Genomic DNA, 21,844 nt, shown 5'->3' with positions numbered 1-21,844 from the left:
AACTTGTGAAAAATGTAACTTGCGGTCAGGTGAGCAACGACGCGTGAGCACGCGCATCTGATTTGGAGGAGTTGATATGCCCTCGGTCCATCCCAATACGCTGCTGGCCCTGTCGGCCGGGATACAGTCCGAGTTAGCCAGCTACGTGTTTTACGTGGAGGCGTCCAAACAGACCGATCGTGCCGACCTTCGTCAGCTACTCCAGAAGCTGGCGCTCGAGGAGAAGGACCACTTCCGCCTGTTGGAACGACAGCATCACAGCCTTGTCAGGAGCGAGAAATGGATCAGCACGGCGGACATCATGAAGCGCGAGGGGCTGCCGGAGGTGGGAGAGGACATGGCGAGTGAGCATCGCGAGCTTATCGATGCGGTGCGTGGCAGCTCAAGCGCGCGGGAGCTGCTGGATATCGCCTACCGTTTGGAAGAGGACGCGCACAACTTGTTCGCCCGGGAAGCGGTTCGAGCCACCCGGCCCGAGGAGCAGAAGATGTTCGAGGGGCTTGCCCGATTCGAAAAAGGCCACATGGCGGTCATAAAAGACATGATGAAAAAATACGTTTAGTTGTTCGGCACTTTTGCTATGGTCAGACGAGCGGCTCTTGCTGATGCTGCTCGTTTTTTATTTCACAACTTTTTGTTGTCACGCCGCATGCTCCGGCGTATACACTAGCCATGACGAGTTCCCCTCTTCAGGCGATCGAACTCTCCCGTACGGCGCTGGCCAAAAACATTTGTTCGCTCAAGCGACTGGCGGGTGACCGCATGATGGCGGTATCGGTGAAGGCCAACGCGTACGGTCACGGGCTCCCTGAAATCGTTCGCTTGATGGTTGAGCGGCCCGAGGTCGATTATGTCGCGGTGCACTCGCTCGAAGAAGCGCTCGCGTGTCGAAAGCACGGATGGCCGAGGGGCATCCTTGTGCTCGGTCCGATTGCGACCAACCGTTTGGGCAGCGTGATCGAGCACGATCTGGAACCGACGGTTTTCGATACGTCCACCCTCACGGCACTGGGTCGAATCGGGGCAAAGGCCGGGGCGAGAATCCGTACCCATCTCAAGCTGGAGACCGGAACCAATCGCCAGGGAATCACCGAGCGGGAGATTGGGCGGTTTGCCGCGATCTATAAGAAGTTTCGGAGTCTGCAGCGGCCGGTCGGGGCGAGCATGCATTTCGCCAACATCGAGGATACCACAAGTCACACCTATGCGGAACAGCAACTGGGCGAGTTCAAGCGGCTGGTGGGAATTATGGGCAAGGCGGGAATCAAACCGCAGCTCCTGCATACGGCCAGTTCGGCGGCGCTGATTCTCTTTGAGAAGACGCGGTTCGACCTCGTACGTCCAGGAATCTCCCTGTATGGCTACTGGCCATCCAAAGAGACCTACCTGTCCTACCGCCTGCTCGGCGGGGACAACGAGATATTCGAACCGGTACTGTCATGGCGAGCTACCGTCACGCAGATCAAGAAACTTCCGGCCGACAGCTTCGTCGGGTACGGCTGTACTTATCGGACGACCGCTCCCACCACCCTCGCCGTGCTGCCGGTCGGGTATTATGACGGCTATCCGCGGGCGCTTTCAAATCGGGCCTATGTGCTCGTAAACGGCAAGAGAGCGCCGGTGCGCGGACGGATATGCATGAACCTGATGATGGTAGATGTGACCGATATCAAAGGAGTGCGGGTCGGCAGTCGGGCGACGCTCCTGGGGCGTGATGGTTCTGAGCGGTTGAGTGCAAGTCATCTGGCGGACTGGGGACAGACGATTCACTATGAGGTTCTCAGTCGGATTTCGGGGGCGATCGAGCGTTTGATAGTAGATTAAATCTCCCTACTTAACCGGACTCAACTGTGATCGTAACTGTAAACTATTGGCCGGCATGGCCGACTTTGTGAATGGATGGTACAAATTTCACCTTGACAGGAAATGCCGACGCACATAATATTCTTGTGAAGGATTTCACATATGCTGGGGTTTGGGACTGACCTGAAAACGCCTTTTATGGCATAGTTTGATCAACGGACTCTATGGGCAAAAAACGCATATCCGAATCGACTATCCATCGGCTGTCTCTGTACTACCGGGCATTGTCGCTGCTTGAAAAAGAGAACTATGAAACGGTTTCCTCGAAGGAACTGGCCAAGCGCGAGAAGTTGACCCCGGCGCAGGTGCGAAAGGATCTTTCGTTTTTCGGCACGTTTGGTACGAGGGGGCTGGGATACCCGGTACGGGAGCTGAAGCACCAGATTTCATCGATTCTGGGCATCGACCGGGTGTGGCGCGTGGCGCTGGTAGGTGTGGGGAACATTGGTTCGGCGCTGGTGAGCTACAAGGAATTCGCCAAACAGGGCTTCCAGATCGTCAAGTTGTTCGACAACGACCAGCGCAAGATCGGCTCCAATCACAAAGGCATTATCATTTCCGACATTGCGAATCTCGAGAAAGAGCTTCGCGATTCGAACATCGAAATAGTCGTGATGGCGGTGCCGGCGACAGTCGCGCAGTACATCACGGATGACGTGATACGGGCGGGAATCAAGGCAATTCTGAATTTCGCGCCGGTGAATCTGAAGGTGCCGGACGACGTGTACCTTCGGCACGAGAACATGTCGATGGAGTTGGAATATCTGTCGTTTGCGCTGGTGAACAACCACGCGCCAAAACGGTCAAAATAGACAAATACCTGTCCAGGGATGGACAGGGTGCTACTACTTTTTGTAAGCGTCCTTTTACGCGCGCGGTCCGGAAGCCACCCGGGCCGCGTTTTTGTGTTCCGGTCTGAGGGTCCGTTCATCCGGTCAACCTTGCGTTTTGTTGCACCGGTCTTCGGTGGTGGTGGCACGTCCCCGCCCAGCCCGGCGGGTCGACTGAATTCGCGGGGGGGTGTTTCTGTCTCGCCCACAATGTGATACCGGACATCCGGAAAGTCCTTTTGCCGGGGAAACTGCGATGATATATTTCGGGTTACCTTTGAAGTCGCGCGCGGGCACAGCACACCCGCAGCGCGGGGATATCGAAGCGCGACCCGCGGGGCGCGACGTCCGCACGGCCGCGCCGATCGGGAGGTAGGACCCGAATATGGCCAGACGTACACGCAGTCGAGACGGACAAGACTTTCTTCACATAAAGGGCGCTCGCGAGCACAACCTCAAAAACATCGACGTGCGCATCCCTCGCGACACGCTGACTGTCATCACGGGTCTGTCCGGGTCAGGCAAAAGCTCTCTGGCGTTCGACACGATTTACGCCGAGGGTCAGCGTCGCTATGTCGAGTCTCTTTCCGCGTATGCCCGCCAGTTTCTGGGGCTGATGGAAAAGCCCGACGTCGATTTTATCGAGGGGCTCTCCCCCGCCATTTCGATCGAACAGAAAGGAACCGCCAAGAACCCGCGTTCGACGGTCGGCACGGTCACGGAAATCTACGACTACCTTCGATTGTTGTTCGCACGCGTAGGCGTACAGCACTGTCTCAAATGCGGTCAGCCGATCACTCAGCAGACGGTGGAACAGATCGTGGATTCGGTGCTGAGTTTCGAGGAGGGCTCGCGGCTCATGGTGCTCGCGCCTTTGGTGCGGGGCAAAAAAGGGGAGCACAAGGAGATCATCGAGGAGGCGCGGCGCGAGGGATTCGTGCGGTTGCGTATCAACGGCGAGCTCATCGAGTCCGACTCCGAGATCGCGCTCGACAAAAAGAAGAAGCACACGATCGAAGCGGTGGTCGACCGCCTGGTGGTGAAAGCGACATCGAAACGCCGACTGGCGGATTCGGTTGAGACGGCGCTGAAGATGGGCCAGGGCACGGTGCTTATCAATATCAAAAACGACGATTTGTTGTACTCCGAGAAGTACGCGTGCCTGGACTGCAACATCAGTTACGAGGAGTTGAGTCCGCGGCTGTTTTCGTTCAACTCGCCGCACGGAGCGTGCAAGGCGTGCGACGGCCTCGGGCAAACGATGGAGATCGATCCGGGACTGGTCGTCCCGGACAAATCGCTGTCCATCTCCGACGGGGCGATTCGGCCGTGGGGCGGCGCCGACATGTCGAACTGGTACCGGTATATGCTCCGCGGTTTGGCCGGTCACTACGGTTTCAAGCTCAGCACACCGTTCCACAAGCTCTCGGACAAGATTCAGCAGGCGGTTCTGTACGGGACGGGCAAGGAAGAGGTGACCTTCGAGTACGAGCATACCAGCGGCAAGGGTCGCGGATCGGGCGTGTACAACGCGCCGTTTGAAGGGGTGATACCGCATTTGGCGCGCCGCTATAAGCAGACTGAATCGTCCGGTGTGCGCCAGTGGATCGAGAACTACATGGCGATCCGCGACTGCCCGGTCTGCAAGGGCGCACGGCTTCGACCGGAGGCGCTGGCGGTGGTGATCGACCGTGAGACGATTGACTCGGTGTCGTCGATGTCAATCAGACGGGCGTCGGAGTTTTTCAGAAACATCACTCTCAACTCGCGGCAGCAAACGATCGCCAGGCAGATCCTCAAGGAGATCCGCGAGCGGCTCGATTTCCTGACGAATGTGGGGCTGGATTATTTGACACTCCACCGGGCGGCATCGACGTTGTCCGGCGGGGAGGCGCAGCGAATCCGGCTGGCGACACAGATCGGCTCGCGCCTGGTGGGCGTATTGTACATACTCGACGAACCGTCGATTGGCCTTCACCAGCGCGACAACCAGCGCCTGCTCTCCACGCTGATCGAACTTCGCGATATCGGCAACACCGTGCTGGTGGTGGAACACGACCGGGAGACAATAGAGAAGGCCGACTACGTCATCGATCTCGGACCGGGAGCGGGTGTTCACGGCGGACTGGTTGTGGCCGCCGGCACCCCCGCGGACATCATGAAATGCGATCAATCGATTACCGGGCAGTACCTGAGCGACCGTCGGGTAATTGCGATTCCGAAAACACGACGCGAATTTAACGGGAACAGGATTACGCTGTCCGGCGCGCGCGGCAACAATCTGAAGGACATAGAAGTTGCGGTTCCGCTGGGCGTCCTGGTGTGTGTGACCGGCGTATCGGGTTCCGGCAAGTCGACATTGATCAACGAGACGCTCTATCGTATCCTGTCGCGGCATTTCTTCTCGAGCCGGCAGCTTCCGCTTCCTTACGGCGAGATAAAGGGACTCGACTCCATCGACAAAGTGATCGATATCGACCAGTCGCCGATCGGCCGGACTCCGCGCTCCAACCCCGCGACCTATACCGGCGTGTTCACGCATATCCGCGACCTGTTTGCATCGCTGCCGGAGTCGAAGGCGCGCGGATATCAGCCGGGGCGGTTCTCGTTCAACGTGAAGGGCGGCCGCTGCGAGGCGTGCGAAGGGGACGGCGTCAACAAGATCGAGATGCACTTTCTGCCCGACGTGTACGTGACGTGCGACGTTTGCAAGGGACGACGCTACAATCGCGAAACCCTGGAAGTCACGTACAAGGGTCGGTCGATTGCCGACGTGCTCAACATGACGGTCGAGGAAGCGCTGAGTTTTTTCGAGAATATCCCGCGCATCAAGAACAAGCTGTTGACGCTCATGCAGGTGGGGCTGGGGTATATTCGGCTGGGCCAACAGGCGACCACCCTGTCGGGCGGCGAGGCCCAGCGCGTGAAGCTGGCGACCGAGCTGTCCAAAGTCGCGACCGGCAAGACCATGTACATACTCGACGAGCCGACAACGGGACTGCATTTCGAGGATATTCGCCTGTTGCTCGGGGTGCTCAATGAGTTGGTCGATCGCGGCAACACGGTGCTGGTGATCGAGCACAATCTCGATGTGATCAAGACAGCGGACTGGATTATCGATATCGGTCCGGAGGGGGGAGACGACGGCGGCCGAATCATCGCCGTCGGGACGCCGGAAGATGTCGCGAAGATCAAGGGCTCCTACACCGGACAGTTCCTCAAAAACGTTCTGAAGAACGGCCGGTAGCGACTGTGACCGTCAATTCGGGGGCGCAAAGGGTCACACCCGGTTTGCGATCCGGCGCGGCACACGGTTCCCCGCTCGTGCAACAATCCGTTGAATTCACCGGTCGTATCTGAGTATAATCTCTCAAAAGTCTGTCAGGGCAAAACGCAAAGGAGTCTCCATGTTCGCGTATCGCTTTCCCACGACCGGCCGGCTGGTCGGAGCCGGACTGATTGCTCTATCGCTGCTGCTGTCGATCTCGGTCCCGGCCCAATCGCTGGAGCAGAAATTCGACGCATACTGCAGGGCCGCCAGCGAGATCAACCGTTTCCACGGCGCCGTGCTGGTGGCGAAAGACGGCAAGATCATTTTCGAGAACGGCTACGGTTGGGCATCGCGGCAGTTTGACATACCCAACACCGCCGAAACCAAGTTCCTGATCGGGTCGATCACGAAGAACTTCACCGCAGCGGCGATTCTTCAGCTCGAAGAGGAAGGGAAACTTCGGGTCGAGGATCCAATCGCGAAGTACATCACCGAGCTTCCCGCCGAAATCGGCAACAAAGTCACGATCCACCATCTGCTCACGCACACGGGAGGCATTCACAGTTTCACCGACCTGCCGGATGTGATGGCGCGTCGGACAATCGCGATGAGCAGCGATGAAATAATCGGCACGTTCAAGGACCTCCCACTTGACTTCGAGCCGGGCACGCAGTGGAAATACAGCAACTCCGGGTATTACCTTCTCGGCGTTATTATCGAGCGGGCAGGCGGGCAGACCTACGAGCAGTATCTGCAGGAGCACATCCTGACCCCGGCCGGGATGGCCAATACGGGGTACGCGCACACCGAGCGCATCAGGCCGGGAATGGCGAACGGATACACGATCAATCCCGACGGCGAACTGATCAACGCCGTGGTCATTGACATGTCACTGCCCTATTCGGCGGGTGCCCTGTACTCTACGGTCGGCGATCTGTACAAGTGGGACCGCATCCTCTACACCGACCAGATTATCGGCGAGAAGTCGCGGCAGAAAATGTTCACGGCGGTGCGCGACGACTACGGTTACGGGTGGATGATCACCACACTCTATGACCGGCCGATGATCATGCATACGGGCGGGATCGACGGCTTCAGTTCGATCATCCAGCGATTCGTTGAGGACGACGCGTGTATCGTCGTCTTGACCAATACCGATGAAGGGGTTGCCGGACGAGTGGCCGGCGCACTGGCGGCGATTCTGTTCGACAAACCGTATGACGTCCCGGTACGCAAACAAGCTATAGCATCGGACGTCGATGCGTGGCCCGACTATGCCGGCGTGTACCTGATCGACAGCGGACAATACCGGGTGGTGACGATCGAGGACGGAAAGCTGTTTTCGGAGCGTACCGGCTCCGGAAAAATCGAGATATTTCCCGAAGCGACCGACAAGTTCTTCTTCGAACACGACAATAGCGTTACACTGACCTTCGTACGCGACGGCCAAGGGCGGGTGATCGAACACGTCATTCACCAGCAGGGGGAGGACAGTCGTGCGACCAGACTTCCCGCCGAGGAAGCAGCAACGATAATGGCGGAGATGTTTCCGGTCGAGGCGGCGGTTGATGCCGCTATATTCGCCGATTACGTCGGGGAGTACGAGCTGGCGCCGGGCTTCATCCTGACGGTTCGCACGCGAGACAACCGGTTGTTCGCGCAGGCAACCGGACAGGGAGAGATTGAAATCTTCTCCCGCGCGAAAGACGAGTACTTCCTGAAAGTGGTTGATGCGCAGATCTCGTTTGTGCGTGACGAGTCTGGCGTCGTGCAGTCGCTCGTGCTGCACCAGGGCGGCCGCGACATGCCCGCGAAGAAAGTAGTGAAGTAGCGCAACGACCGGCGGACAAACACGGGGACGTGACATATCAGTGTCGCGCCCCGTTTCTTTATGCGTTCAGCTTATCCTGCGACCGGTGGGGGACAGCCGGCGTGGATCCATGCGAAAGTCGCCCGCCGATGCTGCTGACACGACGGGACAGTCACTTTGTGCGCCGCTCCGACAAGGGCCATAATACACCGTCATCATGGCCGGGGAATTTTTGAGGGGGAACACTGGCAGTGATCCATTTCGAATATAAACTGAGGCGCCAGCCGGCCTTGTAATGGGCGCGACAAGGCGGCCGGCTGACGCCGTCTCGAGGGGACGCGTGGCAACCGCCCGGATCCCTGGGGGAGTGGTCCGGGCATGGTTACCAGCCTCGACACAGGATCACCGTGATCAGCGGGGACCGCCGGTGTCCTGTCCTCGCGTGGGCTCGTCTCTCCCCCGTCGTTTTGGCACCGCTTCTCCAAGTGCCTTGCGGCCTATCCGTCTCGTGTGCTTGCGGCCAGCCTCGCCGACGGTTCAGTACCGGTGTGACAGTAAGCCATCCGCGTACGATTCAACGATCCGGGCTCGGTACTCCCTGTTTCCTGGCAGCACTTTCGCCGAGACTCGGACCCCACGCTCATCGGGCCCCGATGGGATTGCCGCCGTCTTCCGAAAGCGCTTCGATGTCACTGCACCTGATATTGCACGTCCGCTGTTCGGAGGGGGAGGCTCCATTGGGGTCCTTAGGAGCCATACCCCTCCCCCCCTCAAGGGAAATAACGGAAAGCTGCCTGTCATATTCTGGCAGTAATGTGCAAAGAATTTCTAAAGAAGAATCTAATAATATCTTACGCCGGGCCGACGGATTCAGCCTCATACGTCACCTTGTGACGCAATGCATTGTGGAGCATAATGATACGAGTGAAAAGCAGCGACTTACGAGGATTATCGGCGAGTGAACCCGGGAATTGAAACAAGTGACATTTATTGTCACGACTGACCAGATCTGACCTCTTTGGCTGAGGGGAGGCGACCATCTTGACACGCCATCGTGCGTTGCTCGCCGGTTCACCCGCAATAAAGAACCGCCGCGACCGGTGAGGTCGCGACGGTTGCGCGAAGAGACAGACAAGAAGGGGAGAGCACGATACCTGTCGGTCTACGTTATATCATCATCTCCGTGGCGGCTCTGACTCTCCCCGCCGCCGTCCGGAGCGAGATGATAGTCATTAGTGGTTTCTGTTGGCGTCCTCGAGAAACTCCTTATCGTCGGCAAGGCGGAGTTTGGGCATCCCGAGCTCGCGGCGCAGCGCGTTAATATAGCCGCCGAGGTAGCGGTATTTTTCGCTGAACGTTTTCGCGTCGCGTACCTGGCGGGCGAGCTTCTCTTTTTCGAAAAGCACGCGATGGGTGTCTTCGAGCTCTGCCTTGATTTCCGGGTCACCATCGGTGCCGTCGGCCTTGGATTCCGCCTCGATTGTCTTCAGCACCATCTCGGTGGCGCGGAGGTCGGCCCGCAGGATGTTGTCGATGAGGATCTCGTAGCGGGCGACGAGATCAGGATTCTCCAGCAGGTTGGCGTCGTGCCACAACTCGACGGCGTGGGTGAGGCCATCAACCGTCAGATCGATTCGACGCTCGTAAACCGACATTGAGTCGGTCGCCGTATTTTCGGGGGGGACACCGTCGGGCGGAGCGGCGTTTACGGCGGCGGCCAAAGTCAGAATGATCGAGATAACTGCCAGCTTGGATTTCAGGAAATGTCGTGCCATAGTTTTCCCCTTGTCCGTCCGGGAATTGGATTGCTACCGCCGAACCTTATTCAAACGCAGTGCCGTTCTGTCTAATCGGTTTGCAGGCCACTACTTAGAATAATGGGAGCGCTGCTTGACCGGCGGCACTTTCGGACAAACAATGGGGTTCCTACCACAGTAGATGGGAGTGGGTGAATCACCGGATAATGGTGAGGAGCCGTCAACCGGGTCACGTGGTTCGAGCGGGACTTTCGGAAGAAAGAGAATAGACAGATAGAATGCTGCCGCTTTTCTGGATCAAGGTCGTGGTCCTTGTCATTGCGACCGGGACGCTCGTTTCACTCGGAGCGTGGTTCGGCCGATGGGTCCGCCGCAAACCAAAACCGATTCTCGCTGAGGCCACGGGGTGCTTGCATCACGCGCCGCACGTTCTGATGGTTTTGCATTCAACCGGTGTTATGCTGCTGCTTTTGGGAATCGATCCGCTTCCATGGGTCGGCGCGTTTGGTGACCTCGCCGCCGGGCGCGATGCGAGGAAGCCGCGCTGCTGGCGCACTTCGGCCAACGGTATCGCGAATACATGGAGAAGGTCGGACGATTCTGGCCGCGATGATCCGGATCGGGTCGTCGCGACTGATTGCACCCCCGGACTACTTCTTTTTCACCAGCAACGTGCCGCTCAGCGCGTTTATCCGGATACGTTCATCAACATAATCACCGGCGAGATTATAAAGCACGAAACGGCCATCAAAATCGATCGCAGACACGGCGAAGCTCATGTCCTCGGTGTTGGTCCTCCAGCCGCGTGACGGTTGGGTTCGCAGTCCGACGATTGTGTCGGCAAGCGGCAGGTAACCGATACGCGCGCTGTCGGCGTCGTCGCGTGTCAGCGAGAACCGGAGCGTGGTCGTTAACGTATCGAGAGCGATGAACATGCTGTCGGCGCCGAAACCGTACGCGGATTGCGGTCCGCCGCCGGGAACTCCCTGCACACGAATCATATAATCGTAACCGCGAATGTCGAGGCTGCCCCATTCGGAATTGTTAAACGCGAAATACGCTCCTTCGCGCTCCGGATACCACGTATGCACGTACTCGAATCCGATCAGACGCGCTATCTCCATCGGCCGACTGCCCTCGGCAAGGGTGTCAATCGAAACACGCATGCTGTCGGAGAGGTACCCGGCGATTGCGTCGAAGCCGTGGGTGGAGTTCAGGTACGTAAGGATACTGCTGATGTCCTGACGGTCCTGGAATGATATATCGCCCGATGCCGGCGCGATGTGACCGTCGCTCAACAGATTATTCCGTTCAAGAATAGTCTCGAGCCGCCCCTGCTGGCTCCGCTCGGAGACAGCAAAGGCGGACCACGGCCCGTAGGCCGAGAGAATCGCAATGATAAACAGGACGATCGGCACGACGCGGATGTCGGCCCGTTTGCTCAGCACGAAGCAGGCGGTCACGGCCGAGAGTCCTACCGCCAGCGCCAGGACGAAATAGCGGGGTTCGGTGACGCCGTAGTCATCGATCCGCACGATAATCGCAAAAAACAGGAGCACGATAAGAGGAATGATCGTGCGAAAGAACCACGTCACAAAGGTCTTGATCCATTTGTTTTCACTCATTTCCCGAAGCGGGTGCAACAGCAGCATCGAGAATATTCCCACCACTGCATACCAGAGCACGAGTTGCGAGACCCAGCCCTTGGGAAGTTCCCACTCGACGACGATCTTGATTTCGTAGGAAATCAGAATGATGAAGTAGAGGCCGACCAGCGGCAGCAGCACAAACTGCGTGAAAACCTTGAGTCCTTTCGGATACGACGAATCCGCGTTGAGCGACGTTAGATTGTCCGGTACGCCGGCAAGAAAGAACCAGGTATTGAAGACGCCCGCAAGCAGGATCCACAACTGCGGATAGCGTTCCTCGGGGATATCGACGCCGAAGAGGTAATCCATGGCCGCAAGGGCGATCGCGAGTCCGACGAAAAGCACACCCGAATAGAGAGCCGCGACCAGCAGGCGCAGGAACAGCGATTTGTTGTACTGCCAGAAACCCTGTACCTGGGCGCCGCCGAGGTACGGGACAAAAGCAACCAGCGCGTGCAATGCAACGAACAGCACCACGCAACGAAGAACATACATCTCGGGACTGTACGGATTTGCCGGCAGACTCAGGTAAAACGCGACCAGCGCGACGAGACCGAGAGACTGAACCATCAGCCGCTGCATTTTTCGGGTAAACAGTCTTTCGGCAAGGGTCGCCAAAGAGATAAACAGCGGCAGGCCCAACGCCGCGGTCCACGCCAGGCGAACCAACAGGTGCTCCGAACTGTCGCCCTGCCGTTCGATCAGCATGATCATCACGACCGTGCCGAAAGTGGCGCTCAGCATTGCGAATGGAAATCGAACGAGTGCCGCGACGGCACTGGTGACCACATGCCGATAGGATGGGAATCGACTGACGATACTCATGGGATGCCTTTCACGCTGGTTGTGAATTAGGACTTAGTAGCGGTGAACCAGTCAGAAGTACAACTGAGTGAGGTTTGTTGTCAAGTTAACAACGGTCCGGACGACACGATGCCGCCCGGACCGGACGTGACCTGCAGTATGTGGCCGCTATTTACCGCCTGCGTTGTCGTGTCCGCCGAAGAGGATGCCGACCAGGAGGCGGAAGTCGGGGATATCGCCCAGGCCCAGGCGTCCTTCGAGGGTGTAGGCGTTGGACCGTCCCATTGCGGCTTTGAGCCCGCCGACAAGGGACAGACCGATCTCCGTATCGGTGTCTCCGCCCTCGAAATCAATCATGGCCAGTGTGGGACCGCCGCCGAGAAACACGGCGAAGGTCGTTTTCGGGGGACTGAGATAAAGGCGCACATCACCGTTCAACGCGAATATGGTGAGATTGTCGCCGAAGCCGGCGTTCAACGAGGGGGCGAACCGGGCAATTTTCACCTGCCCCAGTTCGGCCTGAGCGCCGAGTACGAACTGGTCGGGATCCAGCCCGAAGCCGGAGTGGACGCCGTAACTTCTCGGCGGACCGTCGTCGGCCGTGGCAACGACCGCAACAGTCAGAAGACACAACGTGATTGCGATACCTGTTTTTCTCATAGCCCATGTACCTCCTGTATGGATACCTGTCGACACGTGTCGACGAGGCTCGCATTCTCTGTCTATGGCGCCCGTCACGCGCCGGGAAACAAGCCCCGCTCCCGGAGGATGCCCTCCAATTCCTCATGCATTGATGCCCGATAATGCAGTCCGCCCATTGCGGTTTGCCTCATGATGGCGCCGAAGAGGGAGAACTCCGGCCAGTGCGCCAGGCGCACTTCCCGGATCTCCTCGTGATCCGTGAATCGGAAGTCGCCATCGAGAAAGTCAGCCATAAAAACAAACGAGCGCCAGAAGATCATGTCCGAACCGAGGGTGAAGGCGACCGAGGTTCGCAGCACGTAATCCGTTATAGCGATACGGCACCCGGTTTCCTCGGCTACTTCGCGCGCTATGCCATCCTCGAAACTCTCGCCGGGCTTGAGCCCACCCGAAGGGGCGCGATACAGCTCCGGCGGATAGATGTGTTTTGCGATCACCACCACCTGGTCGTCTTTGCGGATGTACAGCGTGACATCGTGGTTGCGACCATCGATTTGCGAGTCTCTGATCCTTTTGAACTCGGCCGGGGTGACGGCGATACCGAAGGTGCGCTCATCCGGGATACCGTACCGGCTCTCCATCCCGGCTATCATGCTGTCGGTGACAAACATTACAGCAGCGCCGTTATCTCGGTTTGCAGCGGCAGGGTGACAACCTCGATTCCGTCGTGGCCGATGAGCACATCGATCTCGCTGCGGAACCCGCAATCATCGAGGTAGATTCCGGGTTCGATCGAAAAGAGATGCCCTTTCTGTAGTCGGCGACGATCCTCGGTTTCCAGGTTGTCGATATTCGGCCCCGTCCCGTGAATGCTGGTGGTGATGGAATGGCCGGTGCGATGCGTGAAATACTCGCCGTATCCGGCCTGCTCGATCACCCGCCGGCAGGCGTCGTCGATCTCATAACCAAAGACCGGGCGCGTATCGATATGCTCGCGAAGGTACGCGACGGCCCGGTCGCGGGCCTGCGCGACGACTGAGAATATATCGACGTACTTACGGGGTATCTCGGTCCTGCTTCCGGCGTAGGCCATCCACGTAATGTCGCCGTAGACGCCGTGATCGTGTTTGATCTTCGCCCACAGATCGATCAGGATAAGCTGTCCATTGCGGATGGCCGCGGAGGCGGTTGCGGATGGTTCGTAGTGCGGATTGCCGGCGTTGGCGTCGACCGAGCAGTTTGGCCCGTCGTCGGTAGACATGTCGTATTCTTCGAAACATCCACGAATAAAGCGACAGACGTCGTATTCGGTCAGCGAGGCGCCGTCTCTCAGCGACCGGGAAATGAACTCAAATGTCCGGTCCTTGATTTCGATCACGTTGCGGGCGGCCATACGGGCCATCGCCATCTGTTCGGCGGACAGTGCGGCGGTGAAAAGCGCGACCATGTCGGCCGACGACACGATTTCGATTCCGAAGTTGCGGATCAACTCGACCGTTCCAGCCTCGACAAGTCCGACATACGGCAATCTCCCCATCGGTGAGTACTCCATGGCGACCCGCCGGACGCCGTGCAGTACGTCGTGCAGCTTTGATTCGAGGTGGGCGTAGCCGGAAAAGCGGATGTGTCGGCCGGGCACATGCGTGAATCTGGCGGCTTCGATATTGTGAACAAGCGCGGTCGGTTCCCCCTCGGCCGGAATGAAGTAAAACGATCGGCGGGTAACCATGCCGATGATGTCGAGCATGCGCATGGCTATCTCGTTCCGGCCGTGAAAGTCCGCCATGAGCCAACCGTCGAGGTCATGCTCACGGAGATAGCTCTGGATCTGTTCGATGTTCATCATTGGTCGTCTCCGGGACAATGATACGGCGGGCGTGAGAGAACTTCAACCGGTATTGTGGACCGGGGAGCAGACCGGCGCATCCGGCGGATAACACGACAATAAGCCGCGGCTCACTTCTCTCTGGTCTTCACCGCCTCTTCCCGGGCGCGGCGTCGGGCCGTTTCGGCATCGATCAGGTCCAGCATTTGAAATGCGAGGGCGGTGTCGACAGCGTATAACGATTGCAACAGCGAATCTGCCTCGGCGAACCGCCGAGTCATCGAGTAGCTGACGCCGAGCGCGATCACGCCGGGGTAAAACGTACGGTCGAGGCTGACTGCATGTTCGAGTTGTTCTGAGGCCCGGTCGTACAACCCGCTCTGGAGATACAGAAGCCCAAGCGCCTGTCGGCATTCCTTGTAGTCGGGGTTGAGCGCGAGCGCCGCCCGGAAACTCGTGTCGGCACCGACAGCATCACCGCGATTTCGCTGGACGGTCCCGAGGAAGTACAGTAATTCGGCGGACTTGCCGCCGGCATCCGAGGCGCGCGTGTAATAAACTTCGGCGCTGTCGTACGCACGCATCGACGCAAGCGCGTTGGCGGTCGCGTACAGCACAGCGGGCACGCCCGGCTGAAGGCTGTCGGCGACGCGCAATGATTTCAAGGCGTCCGACGGGCGGCCCCCCTTGATATACTCGAGACCGAGATTGGCGTAGTAGCGGGCCTGGGCCGGATCAAGCTCGATGGCCCGAAGGTAGTGGCGGAACGCGTCATCCGGGCGACCGAGGTTGGCGTAGACGGCGCCGAGGTTGTTGCTCAGTTCGGCCATCGACGAGTCGATCTCATAGGCTCGCTTGAAATAGACCAGCGCCTGTTCGTTGCGCCCGGTGCCGGCGTAAGTCGTACCGAGGTTCAGCAACGCCTCGAAATTGTCCGGGGCTATCTGCAAAACTCTGGTCCAGTTGTCTCGTGCAGCCTCGTATTCGCCGGCCTTGATCGCGCGGCGGCCGCGAAGCTGGTACTGCTTGAGCGAATCAGGGTCAACCGATTGCTGAGCCGTTACCTCTACCGCCAAAAGCAGCAGAAGTGCGGATAAGACCGCCGGGAGATTACGCTTGTACATGTCCTTTTATACACGGAGCAGGGATGAAAGACAAGCGAAGTTATCGTCGGTCGGTCAGCCGGCGAAGACGCCGCGGATGTCGGGCCCGTTCTCAGGCAGCATGGATCATTCGGCAACCACGGCAAAACACATCACGGGCAGGTTGGACTGTGCAGGTTCGGTCTGAACTCGACCGCCTGCTTCTATGAAGCGGTCGAGCGGCATCGCTGAGCGGAGGCGCGCATGTTCGGCCGGCCTAAAAGGCCTTGACCACCCTGCCCAGCGTTTGTAGATTATTGAAATGTCGCACGACAAGCATCAACACTTCTACGATTCCCTCGCTGCCGAATGGGACCTGATGTTCACCGCCGAAGACATGGAGCGGTTATCGCATCTTGTTGACGGCCTTGAAATTGACGACGGGTGGCATATTCTCGATCTGGGCTGCGGGACCGGGGTGTTGTTTGATATGCTTCGAAGGCGAGTGGGGCCCTCCGGCACGGTCACCGGTGTGGATTTCTCGCTTCAGATGGCGAGCCGGGCGCACCGCAATTTCCCGTTTGACAACGTCAATGTTGTCGGCGCCGACGCAACCAACCTGCCGTTCAAGGCCGATACGTTCGATATGGCAGTTTCATTCGCCTCGTTTGATAATTTCGCCGACCAACAGAAAGCCCTCGTTGAGGCACACCGCGTCCTCAGAACCGGCGCCCAGTTTTGCATAATCTACCTCGTTTCCTCGAAGGAGTTGTCCGAGGAACACCGGCAGACCGGCGGTCTTCTGGCAGCGGACAAGCTGCCGCCGCGGGAAAAGATGTTGGAGTTGTTCGATCGGTCGAATTTCCGGACCGTTCGAATTGAGGATCATCCGGGCCTGTACCTCGCCTGCGCGGTAAACGTCAAGTAAGCTCCGGCCGCGAGGCCAGCATGAATCCCAACGGCACACGCTTTATAGCCACTACGTCACTGATGCTCGCCCTTGCGGTGCTGCTCCCGATCGGCATCCATGTCATCAATCCGCTGTTCGCGCGGGTGCTTTTGCCGATGCATCTTCCGGTGCTGTTGGCAGGCATGTTGGTCGGTCCCGGTTCCGGCGTCCTGGTTGGGCTGCTTGCTCCCGGGCTTTCCGCGCTCATCACAGGCATGCCTCCGGCGTACGCCATCCCGCTGATGACCGTAGAGCTGCCGGTGTATGGTCTGGTGGCGGGGGTGCTGTATCAGCGCTTTCGCTGGAACATTTATGCGGCACTGCTTCTGGCGATGGTGTTCGGGCGTGTCGTTTTCGTTTTTGCGCTGCTCGTATTGGCGGGCTTCATGGCGCTTCCGTATACCGCGGCAGAGTATGTCACCGGAGGGGTGCTGGCAGCCAGCCTCCCCGGCGTAGTCCTGCAGTTGGTGGTGGTCCCGATCATCGTCACCGCGGTAAAACGCAAAAGCGCCCGCAGCCGCTGGTAGCGGTCAGGCGGGCGCTCGAGCACCGTCGAAAAAACTATCGGCTACAGCTATCCTTCAAATCCGCACGTCTTGTGAGTGCCGTCGCAGAACGGTTTGGACTTCGATTCGCCACAGCGACACAAAGAGAACCGACCGGTCTTTGTCTGGATGGAACCGTCAGCCAAGACAATTTCCGCGTCATCACACTCGACCTTGGCGGGGCCGTTGGCAATGATCGTTATTCTCACTTTGCCCGGTTGCATGCATAACCTCGTGTATATTTTCACGGTGTTCGATTTTGAGCAGTAACGAAGAATGGTTATCTGCGGTTCCCGCCGAGCAGGGAGGCCGACGGCGGAGCATCTGCTCCGTGAAAAGAAACGCCGCTTTGGGCGGCGTTAAAAAGTCGGAATCGACAGGCCGGGTTACCGAAGCAGCGTGTTGAGCATCTTTTCGATATCGGACATCATCAGCGGTTTTCCCAGAAAGCCGTCGGCTTTGTGCGAGCCGGGCTGAGCATCGATTTCCGATACGGAATATCCGGAGATCAGCACCACGGGCATCTTGGGATATCTGGCCTTGACTTCATCGATCAATTCGAGTCCGGACATGTTGGGCATACGCATGTCCGTAATGACCATGGAGAAAGTGCCTTTTTCGAGTTCGCTGAGCGCCTCGGCGCCGTCGCCCGCGCGCACCGATTCATAGTCAAACACTTCCAGCATTTCCTGCAGGAGGGATGACATGTTCGGGTTGTCGTCCACGATTAGAATCTTTTTCGCCATATTCGCTCCTACTGATCGTATCGGCAGGAACGGACTGGAATTTAGGCAGTAATTCGGCGCTCGGCGGCAGCGAATGCGCGGGCGATGAGAGCAGAGCGAAGAGGCTCGATACCGGTGCTCGCGACCGCCGAAAGCGTAACGGCGACGGAGCCGTGATCGACCGGCGCGACAAAACCGGGATTGACGTCTATCTTGTTGTATACCATTATGTACGGGATCGAGTCCGCGTCAATTTCCGAGAGCACGGCCCGGGTTTGCTCGATATGCTCCAGCAGATTGCGATCGGCGCAGTCGACAACGTGCAAGAGCAGATCGGCGGTATGCACTTCTTCGAGAGTCGATTTGAACGACTCAACGAGTTGGTGCGGCAGCTTCTTGATAAAACCAACGGTGTCGGAGAAGACGATCTGGCAGGGATACCCGGTCGACATGACTCGGGTGGTGGAATCGAGGGTCGTGAACAGCTTGTCTGCGGTAGTCACCTCCGACTTGGTAAGCAGGTTGAACAGCGTAGACTTGCCGGCGTTGGTATAGCCGACCAGCGCGACCTTAAACAGGCGCTGGCGACGCTTGCGCTGGGTGTTTCGCTGGACATCCAGCTTGTCGAGTTTTCGCTTGAGGTGGGCGATTCGGTCGCGCACCTGGCGGCGGTCGATTTCCAGCTGTGTTTCACCGGGGCCCTTGGAACCGATTCCACCGTACTGCTTGGAAAAATGGACCCAGGCGCCGGTCAGACGCGGGAGTGTATACTCGAGCTGGGCCAGCTCAACCTGCAGCCGAGCGGCGGCTGTCCGGGCCTGCCGGGCAAATATGTCCAGGATGAGAATGGAACGGTCGATTACTTTCGCTTCGAGCTCCCGCTCGAGATTGCGCTGCTGGGCGGGCGCAAGCGGATCATCAAATATGACGCAGTTGGCGTTGCCGTCGGCAAGCGACCCTTTCAATTCGTCAACGAGTCCCCGGCCGATATAGAAAGCGGGGTTGATCCTTGCTCGCACCTGGATCCGCCGTTCGACCACCTCGGCGCCCGCGGTCGAAGCGAGGCGGGCGAGTTCGTCCAGCGAATCGGCAGCTTTCGGTTTGGTCAGGGAGTTCTCTGCGATCCCGATCAGGATCGCCCGTTCCGTCTGGGTTCTGCCGTGTTCTATAGCCATTCGTACTGATGATACGAGATTGTCGCTCAAAGTTCAACGCGGAAACGACACGTCCCGGCTATTCGCTCTCACGATAGGTTACGACCAACACGGGCCGGCGCGCCGGCAGCGGATCCTCGCTTGAATAAAACCACTGCTCAGGACTGGAACTGGTCAAGGCAACCCCGTACGCGAGCGGGTCGATATAGGCCCCCAGCACATTCAGGCTCACCGTGCCACCGGTTACATGGCCAACCGAAAGGTTGGCTGGATCAAAGGGGGGAGCATTTGACCACGTGACGGAGTCTTCCATCCACGCGCGTACAATACGATGGGCGGCAATTGCGAACGGCAGGCTGTCTTCAGCGCCCGCAAAGCGAAGCACCAACGTGGCAATAACGATCTGGTCGGGCATAACCGAGTCCGGCAATGGTGGGAGCCCGATCAGGGTGTTAGTGATATAGGTCAGACCATCGCTGTACACGATGGTCGAGACCTGAAGCTGGCCGCCGCCGTAGTGGCCGCCAGGGACGGCCGAGGACACCATGGCATCATCAGTGATTGGGAACGACCGTGTGACCAGCGGCGCCTGACCGGTATCGCTGTCCTTTATCCGGTCATCGCACGCCGCAAGTATTGCCACCACCAACAGAGCAATGGCGATACCTGCCCCACACCGCGTCCCCGGATCTCCCCGCACGTGTCTTTTCTCACTGCTTCTTGACGCTGGCGTTGCACAGAACCGAAAAGAATTCGTTGAAGAACAATTCTTTCGGTTCCCGCTCCATTGGACCCAGTTCGAACGTATCTCTCGGGGCTGCGAGCGATTGCCGATAAAAGATGCTTTGCCGGTCGACGGATTCCACCCGCATGATGACCGGCATGCGATAGTCCGGACTCACGTCTTTCGTTTCAACAGCCCCGCTGACATACCAGCCATCGTCGCGCTGCGCGATGGCGTAGGTAACCTGGTACTGCGGTATCCCGCGATCGAACAGCCAATGATCGAAGAACCAGTCGAGAGGTTGCCCGTAGTGCTTCTCGGCCAGCGTCATAACATCGGCGTTGGAAAACGACTGCATGGTGCTGCGCATGGACAGTTCAGCGAGGAAACGATTGAAGGCGTTTTCGGAACTCGTGGCAAGGTCGATCATCGCGAACCGGAGCATATGCAGCATCCAGGATCCTTTGTACGCACGTAATACGGGGTTCACACGGTTGCCGAGTGCGAGCGGCTGATCTCCATCCTGGTCGCGTACGGTCAGGATCTTTCGCCTGCGGTCCTCGAGTTCGGAATAGAAGGCGTCGGGCCCGACCGCTTTCTGCGCATACATCAAACCGAAATAGTCCGGCACAGCATCGGCCAGCCAGTATTCGCGCTCCGACAACGGTTTCAACGTGGCCCCGAACCACTGCCGGGACATCTGTTGTGCAGCCTTCATCTGAATGCCCCCCATCCCTGCGGTATAGCAATACAACTGAGGGATATTCACCAGCCCCGGCATCGACAGGTTGCTGTCCGGGAAGACGGTGAGGGCAAAAGTACCGCGCGGCGGACCCAAAATGCCGGTCGCAAAATCGAATGACCCGGTGACAGCGGCTCGAAGCTGGTCGTCGGGAATAAAGCACTCCTGCTGTTTTTTGACGGCCTTGGACTTCAGCAGATCGATAGTGATGCCCATGGCGGTAGTCAACGGGATAGATTCGTAGCCTGATACATATCCCTGATAGGAGAAGCGCCAGTACGGCTGGTCGGTCACCACCGAAAAGGTGTCGTATCGGCCGTCGCGACCGGTCGGACCCTTGCCCGGCATGAGGTACGTATAGTCGCGCGGTACTCGGAAGTGCAGTCGGTGCGGCGATGGCGCCGGGTTTTCGACAAATGGAAAGGCATGCAGGAAATCTTTCCCGCGATACCAGAGCGTGAATGTCAGCGTGTCGCCGGCAAAGGCATATTCGGGGAGGATAACACCGATAAACGAGAAGTCCTTCCGCCGATAGTAGTCGACCGGGGCGCCGTTGTAGTAAATCGAATCTTCCTTCAGATTGTAATTCAGGAACATCGAAACGAACCGAAGCGAATCAGCGTTCACCAGCACCCGCACGGTGGTCTCGCACCCCTCCATCCTCTTTGCATCTAGGCCGCCCATTTCGACAGTCGCGTCGATGCCAATAAGCGTGGTGGGATATGGAACCCGCGACATACCGACATCTGTCGTGACATTGTTTTCCCTGCGCTGCATCAGGACTGCGTCAACTGTCGAAAAATCGCCGCCGTACTTCTCGTAACCGATCTGGGTTTGTTCGGGGCGGTTGGGATCATACGAAAAACTGGTGCGATTGAAGTCGATCCAGAAGTATCCTTCCGGCCCGCGCTCGTGGCAGGAGCGCAGCAACTGGAAGTAATGGTCATACGTGTGAAAAATGCGCGGGCGGAAGAAGAACTCCCCCTGCGACTGCATCGTCTGAGTGTAGTACTTGAAGTCCAGAGTAGAGAGATCGAACGTTGCCGACTTCTTTGCTTCAAGGTCGAAGTCGTCGCCGAATCGGATGAAGCAAATGTCGAAATCCTCGTTGACCGCCGTGTCTCCTGAAGCCCATGCGAGGTTGGCGCGCTCCATCGGTATAGCCGGCGGCGCTACGGTCGCATGCCCCTTGCCGATAAACACGGCTGTTGTGGGACGATCGAATACGTGGCGAAGCATGAACAGCTTCCCCTCGGTGAACGTGAAGGTAGCGATGTCCTTCTGGTAGACGAAGTTCGCGATGTCGGCAATCTCACAGGGGTTATTCAGGAGATCAAGATCGAGACGACTGTAGTTGCCTCTAAACTCTTTCATAAACTCGGACTCGGCGAAGACCGGGGCGGCCGCCGCCAGGGCGAGCAGACCTGCGAATAAAACCGATCCGTAAACGGCCCTCTTCATATGACTCAGTC

Annotated in this window: 18 protein-coding genes; 7 read left to right on the top strand and 11 right to left on the bottom strand. The window is 58.2% G+C overall.

Annotated elements, in window-relative coordinates:
• Positions 1 to 76: 76 nt before the first annotated feature.
• The 5 genes from RBT76_09645 (at position 77) to RBT76_09625 (ending at position 7,795) form a co-directional block, all read left to right on the top strand.
• A complete protein-coding gene (locus tag RBT76_09645; protein ID MDX9858043.1) occupies positions 77 to 562 on the top strand; it encodes a ferritin family protein in 486 nt (161 codons plus the stop codon).
• Between the two features lie 110 nt (positions 563 to 672).
• Positions 673 to 1,824, top strand: a complete 1,152-nt coding sequence (alr, locus tag RBT76_09640) for an alanine racemase (protein ID MDX9858042.1) — start codon at positions 673 to 675, stop codon at positions 1,822 to 1,824.
• A 203-nt stretch (positions 1,825 to 2,027) separates the two neighbouring features.
• Positions 2,028 to 2,675, top strand: a complete 648-nt coding sequence (locus RBT76_09635; protein ID MDX9858041.1) for a redox-sensing transcriptional repressor Rex — start codon at positions 2,028 to 2,030, stop codon at positions 2,673 to 2,675.
• 403 nt (positions 2,676 to 3,078) lie between these two features.
• Positions 3,079 to 5,940 (top strand): excinuclease ABC subunit UvrA, encoded by a 2,862-nt coding sequence (gene uvrA / locus RBT76_09630; protein ID MDX9858040.1) that lies wholly within the window; start codon positions 3,079 to 3,081, stop codon positions 5,938 to 5,940.
• Positions 5,941 to 6,100: 160 nt separating this feature from the next.
• Complete coding sequence (locus RBT76_09625; protein ID MDX9858039.1) at positions 6,101 to 7,795, top strand: serine hydrolase; 1,695 nt, start codon at positions 6,101 to 6,103, stop codon at positions 7,793 to 7,795.
• A 1,211-nt stretch (positions 7,796 to 9,006) separates the two neighbouring features.
• On the opposite strand, the gene RBT76_09620 is transcribed toward RBT76_09625, so the two are convergent.
• From RBT76_09620 to RBT76_09595, 6 genes are all read right to left on the bottom strand, one after another.
• A complete protein-coding gene (locus RBT76_09620) occupies positions 9,007 to 9,549 on the bottom strand; it encodes a hypothetical protein (protein ID MDX9858038.1) in 543 nt (180 codons plus the stop codon).
• A gap of 632 nt (positions 9,550 to 10,181) precedes the next feature.
• Positions 10,182 to 12,005 carry a DUF4153 domain-containing protein gene (locus RBT76_09615; protein ID MDX9858037.1) on the bottom strand — a complete coding sequence of 608 codons (1,824 nt, stop codon included), beginning with the start codon at positions 12,003 to 12,005 and terminating at the stop codon, positions 10,182 to 10,184.
• A 147-nt stretch (positions 12,006 to 12,152) separates the two neighbouring features.
• Positions 12,153 to 12,644, bottom strand: a complete 492-nt coding sequence (locus tag RBT76_09610) for a hypothetical protein (protein ID MDX9858036.1) — start codon at positions 12,642 to 12,644, stop codon at positions 12,153 to 12,155.
• A 74-nt stretch (positions 12,645 to 12,718) separates the two neighbouring features.
• Positions 12,719 to 13,297, bottom strand: coding sequence for an NUDIX hydrolase (locus RBT76_09605; GenBank protein MDX9858035.1), 579 nt, complete (start codon positions 13,295 to 13,297; stop codon positions 12,719 to 12,721).
• The gene (locus tag RBT76_09600) at positions 13,297 to 14,472 is read right to left on the bottom strand and encodes a M24 family metallopeptidase (GenBank protein ID MDX9858034.1); all 1,176 of its coding nucleotides are present in this window, start codon (positions 14,470 to 14,472) and stop codon (positions 13,297 to 13,299) included. The genes RBT76_09605 and RBT76_09600 overlap by 1 nt, the downstream gene beginning before the upstream one ends.
• Before the next feature lie 110 nt (positions 14,473 to 14,582).
• Positions 14,583 to 15,575 (bottom strand): tetratricopeptide repeat protein, encoded by a 993-nt coding sequence (locus RBT76_09595; protein MDX9858033.1) that lies wholly within the window; start codon positions 15,573 to 15,575, stop codon positions 14,583 to 14,585.
• A 280-nt stretch (positions 15,576 to 15,855) separates the two neighbouring features.
• On the opposite strand from RBT76_09595, the gene RBT76_09590 reads away from it, so the two are divergent.
• The gene (locus RBT76_09590; GenBank protein ID MDX9858032.1) at positions 15,856 to 16,461 is read left to right on the top strand and encodes a methyltransferase domain-containing protein; all 606 of its coding nucleotides are present in this window, start codon (positions 15,856 to 15,858) and stop codon (positions 16,459 to 16,461) included.
• Positions 16,462 to 16,481: 20 nt separating this feature from the next.
• The gene (locus RBT76_09585) at positions 16,482 to 17,009 is read left to right on the top strand and encodes an ECF transporter S component (GenBank protein ID MDX9858031.1); all 528 of its coding nucleotides are present in this window, start codon (positions 16,482 to 16,484) and stop codon (positions 17,007 to 17,009) included.
• Between the two features lie 47 nt (positions 17,010 to 17,056).
• Here RBT76_09585 and RBT76_09580 read toward each other — a convergent pair whose 3' ends face one another.
• The 5 genes from RBT76_09580 to RBT76_09560 all read right to left on the bottom strand — a co-directional run bounded on the left by RBT76_09580 (position 17,057) and on the right by RBT76_09560 (position 21,833).
• Positions 17,057 to 17,251 carry a CDGSH iron-sulfur domain-containing protein gene (locus RBT76_09580; GenBank protein ID MDX9858030.1) on the bottom strand — a complete coding sequence of 65 codons (195 nt, stop codon included), beginning with the start codon at positions 17,249 to 17,251 and terminating at the stop codon, positions 17,057 to 17,059.
• Between the two features lie 162 nt (positions 17,252 to 17,413).
• Positions 17,414 to 17,773 carry a response regulator gene (locus RBT76_09575; protein ID MDX9858029.1) on the bottom strand — a complete coding sequence of 120 codons (360 nt, stop codon included), beginning with the start codon at positions 17,771 to 17,773 and terminating at the stop codon, positions 17,414 to 17,416.
• Between the two features lie 41 nt (positions 17,774 to 17,814).
• Positions 17,815 to 18,927 (bottom strand): GTPase HflX, encoded by a 1,113-nt coding sequence (gene hflX / locus RBT76_09570; GenBank protein MDX9858028.1) that lies wholly within the window; start codon positions 18,925 to 18,927, stop codon positions 17,815 to 17,817.
• A 58-nt stretch (positions 18,928 to 18,985) separates the two neighbouring features.
• A complete protein-coding gene (locus RBT76_09565) occupies positions 18,986 to 19,606 on the bottom strand; it encodes a DNRLRE domain-containing protein (protein ID MDX9858027.1) in 621 nt (206 codons plus the stop codon).
• Between the two features lie 10 nt (positions 19,607 to 19,616).
• Complete coding sequence (locus tag RBT76_09560) at positions 19,617 to 21,833, bottom strand: hypothetical protein (protein ID MDX9858026.1); 2,217 nt, start codon at positions 21,831 to 21,833, stop codon at positions 19,617 to 19,619.
• Between the last annotated feature and the right edge of the window lie 11 nt (positions 21,834 to 21,844).

Source organism: Candidatus Zixiibacteriota bacterium, from assembly GCA_034003725.1.
Classification (GTDB): domain Bacteria; phylum Zixibacteria; class MSB-5A5; order GN15; family FEB-12; genus WJMS01.
This window is presented reverse-complemented; position numbering and strand designations above follow the sequence as displayed.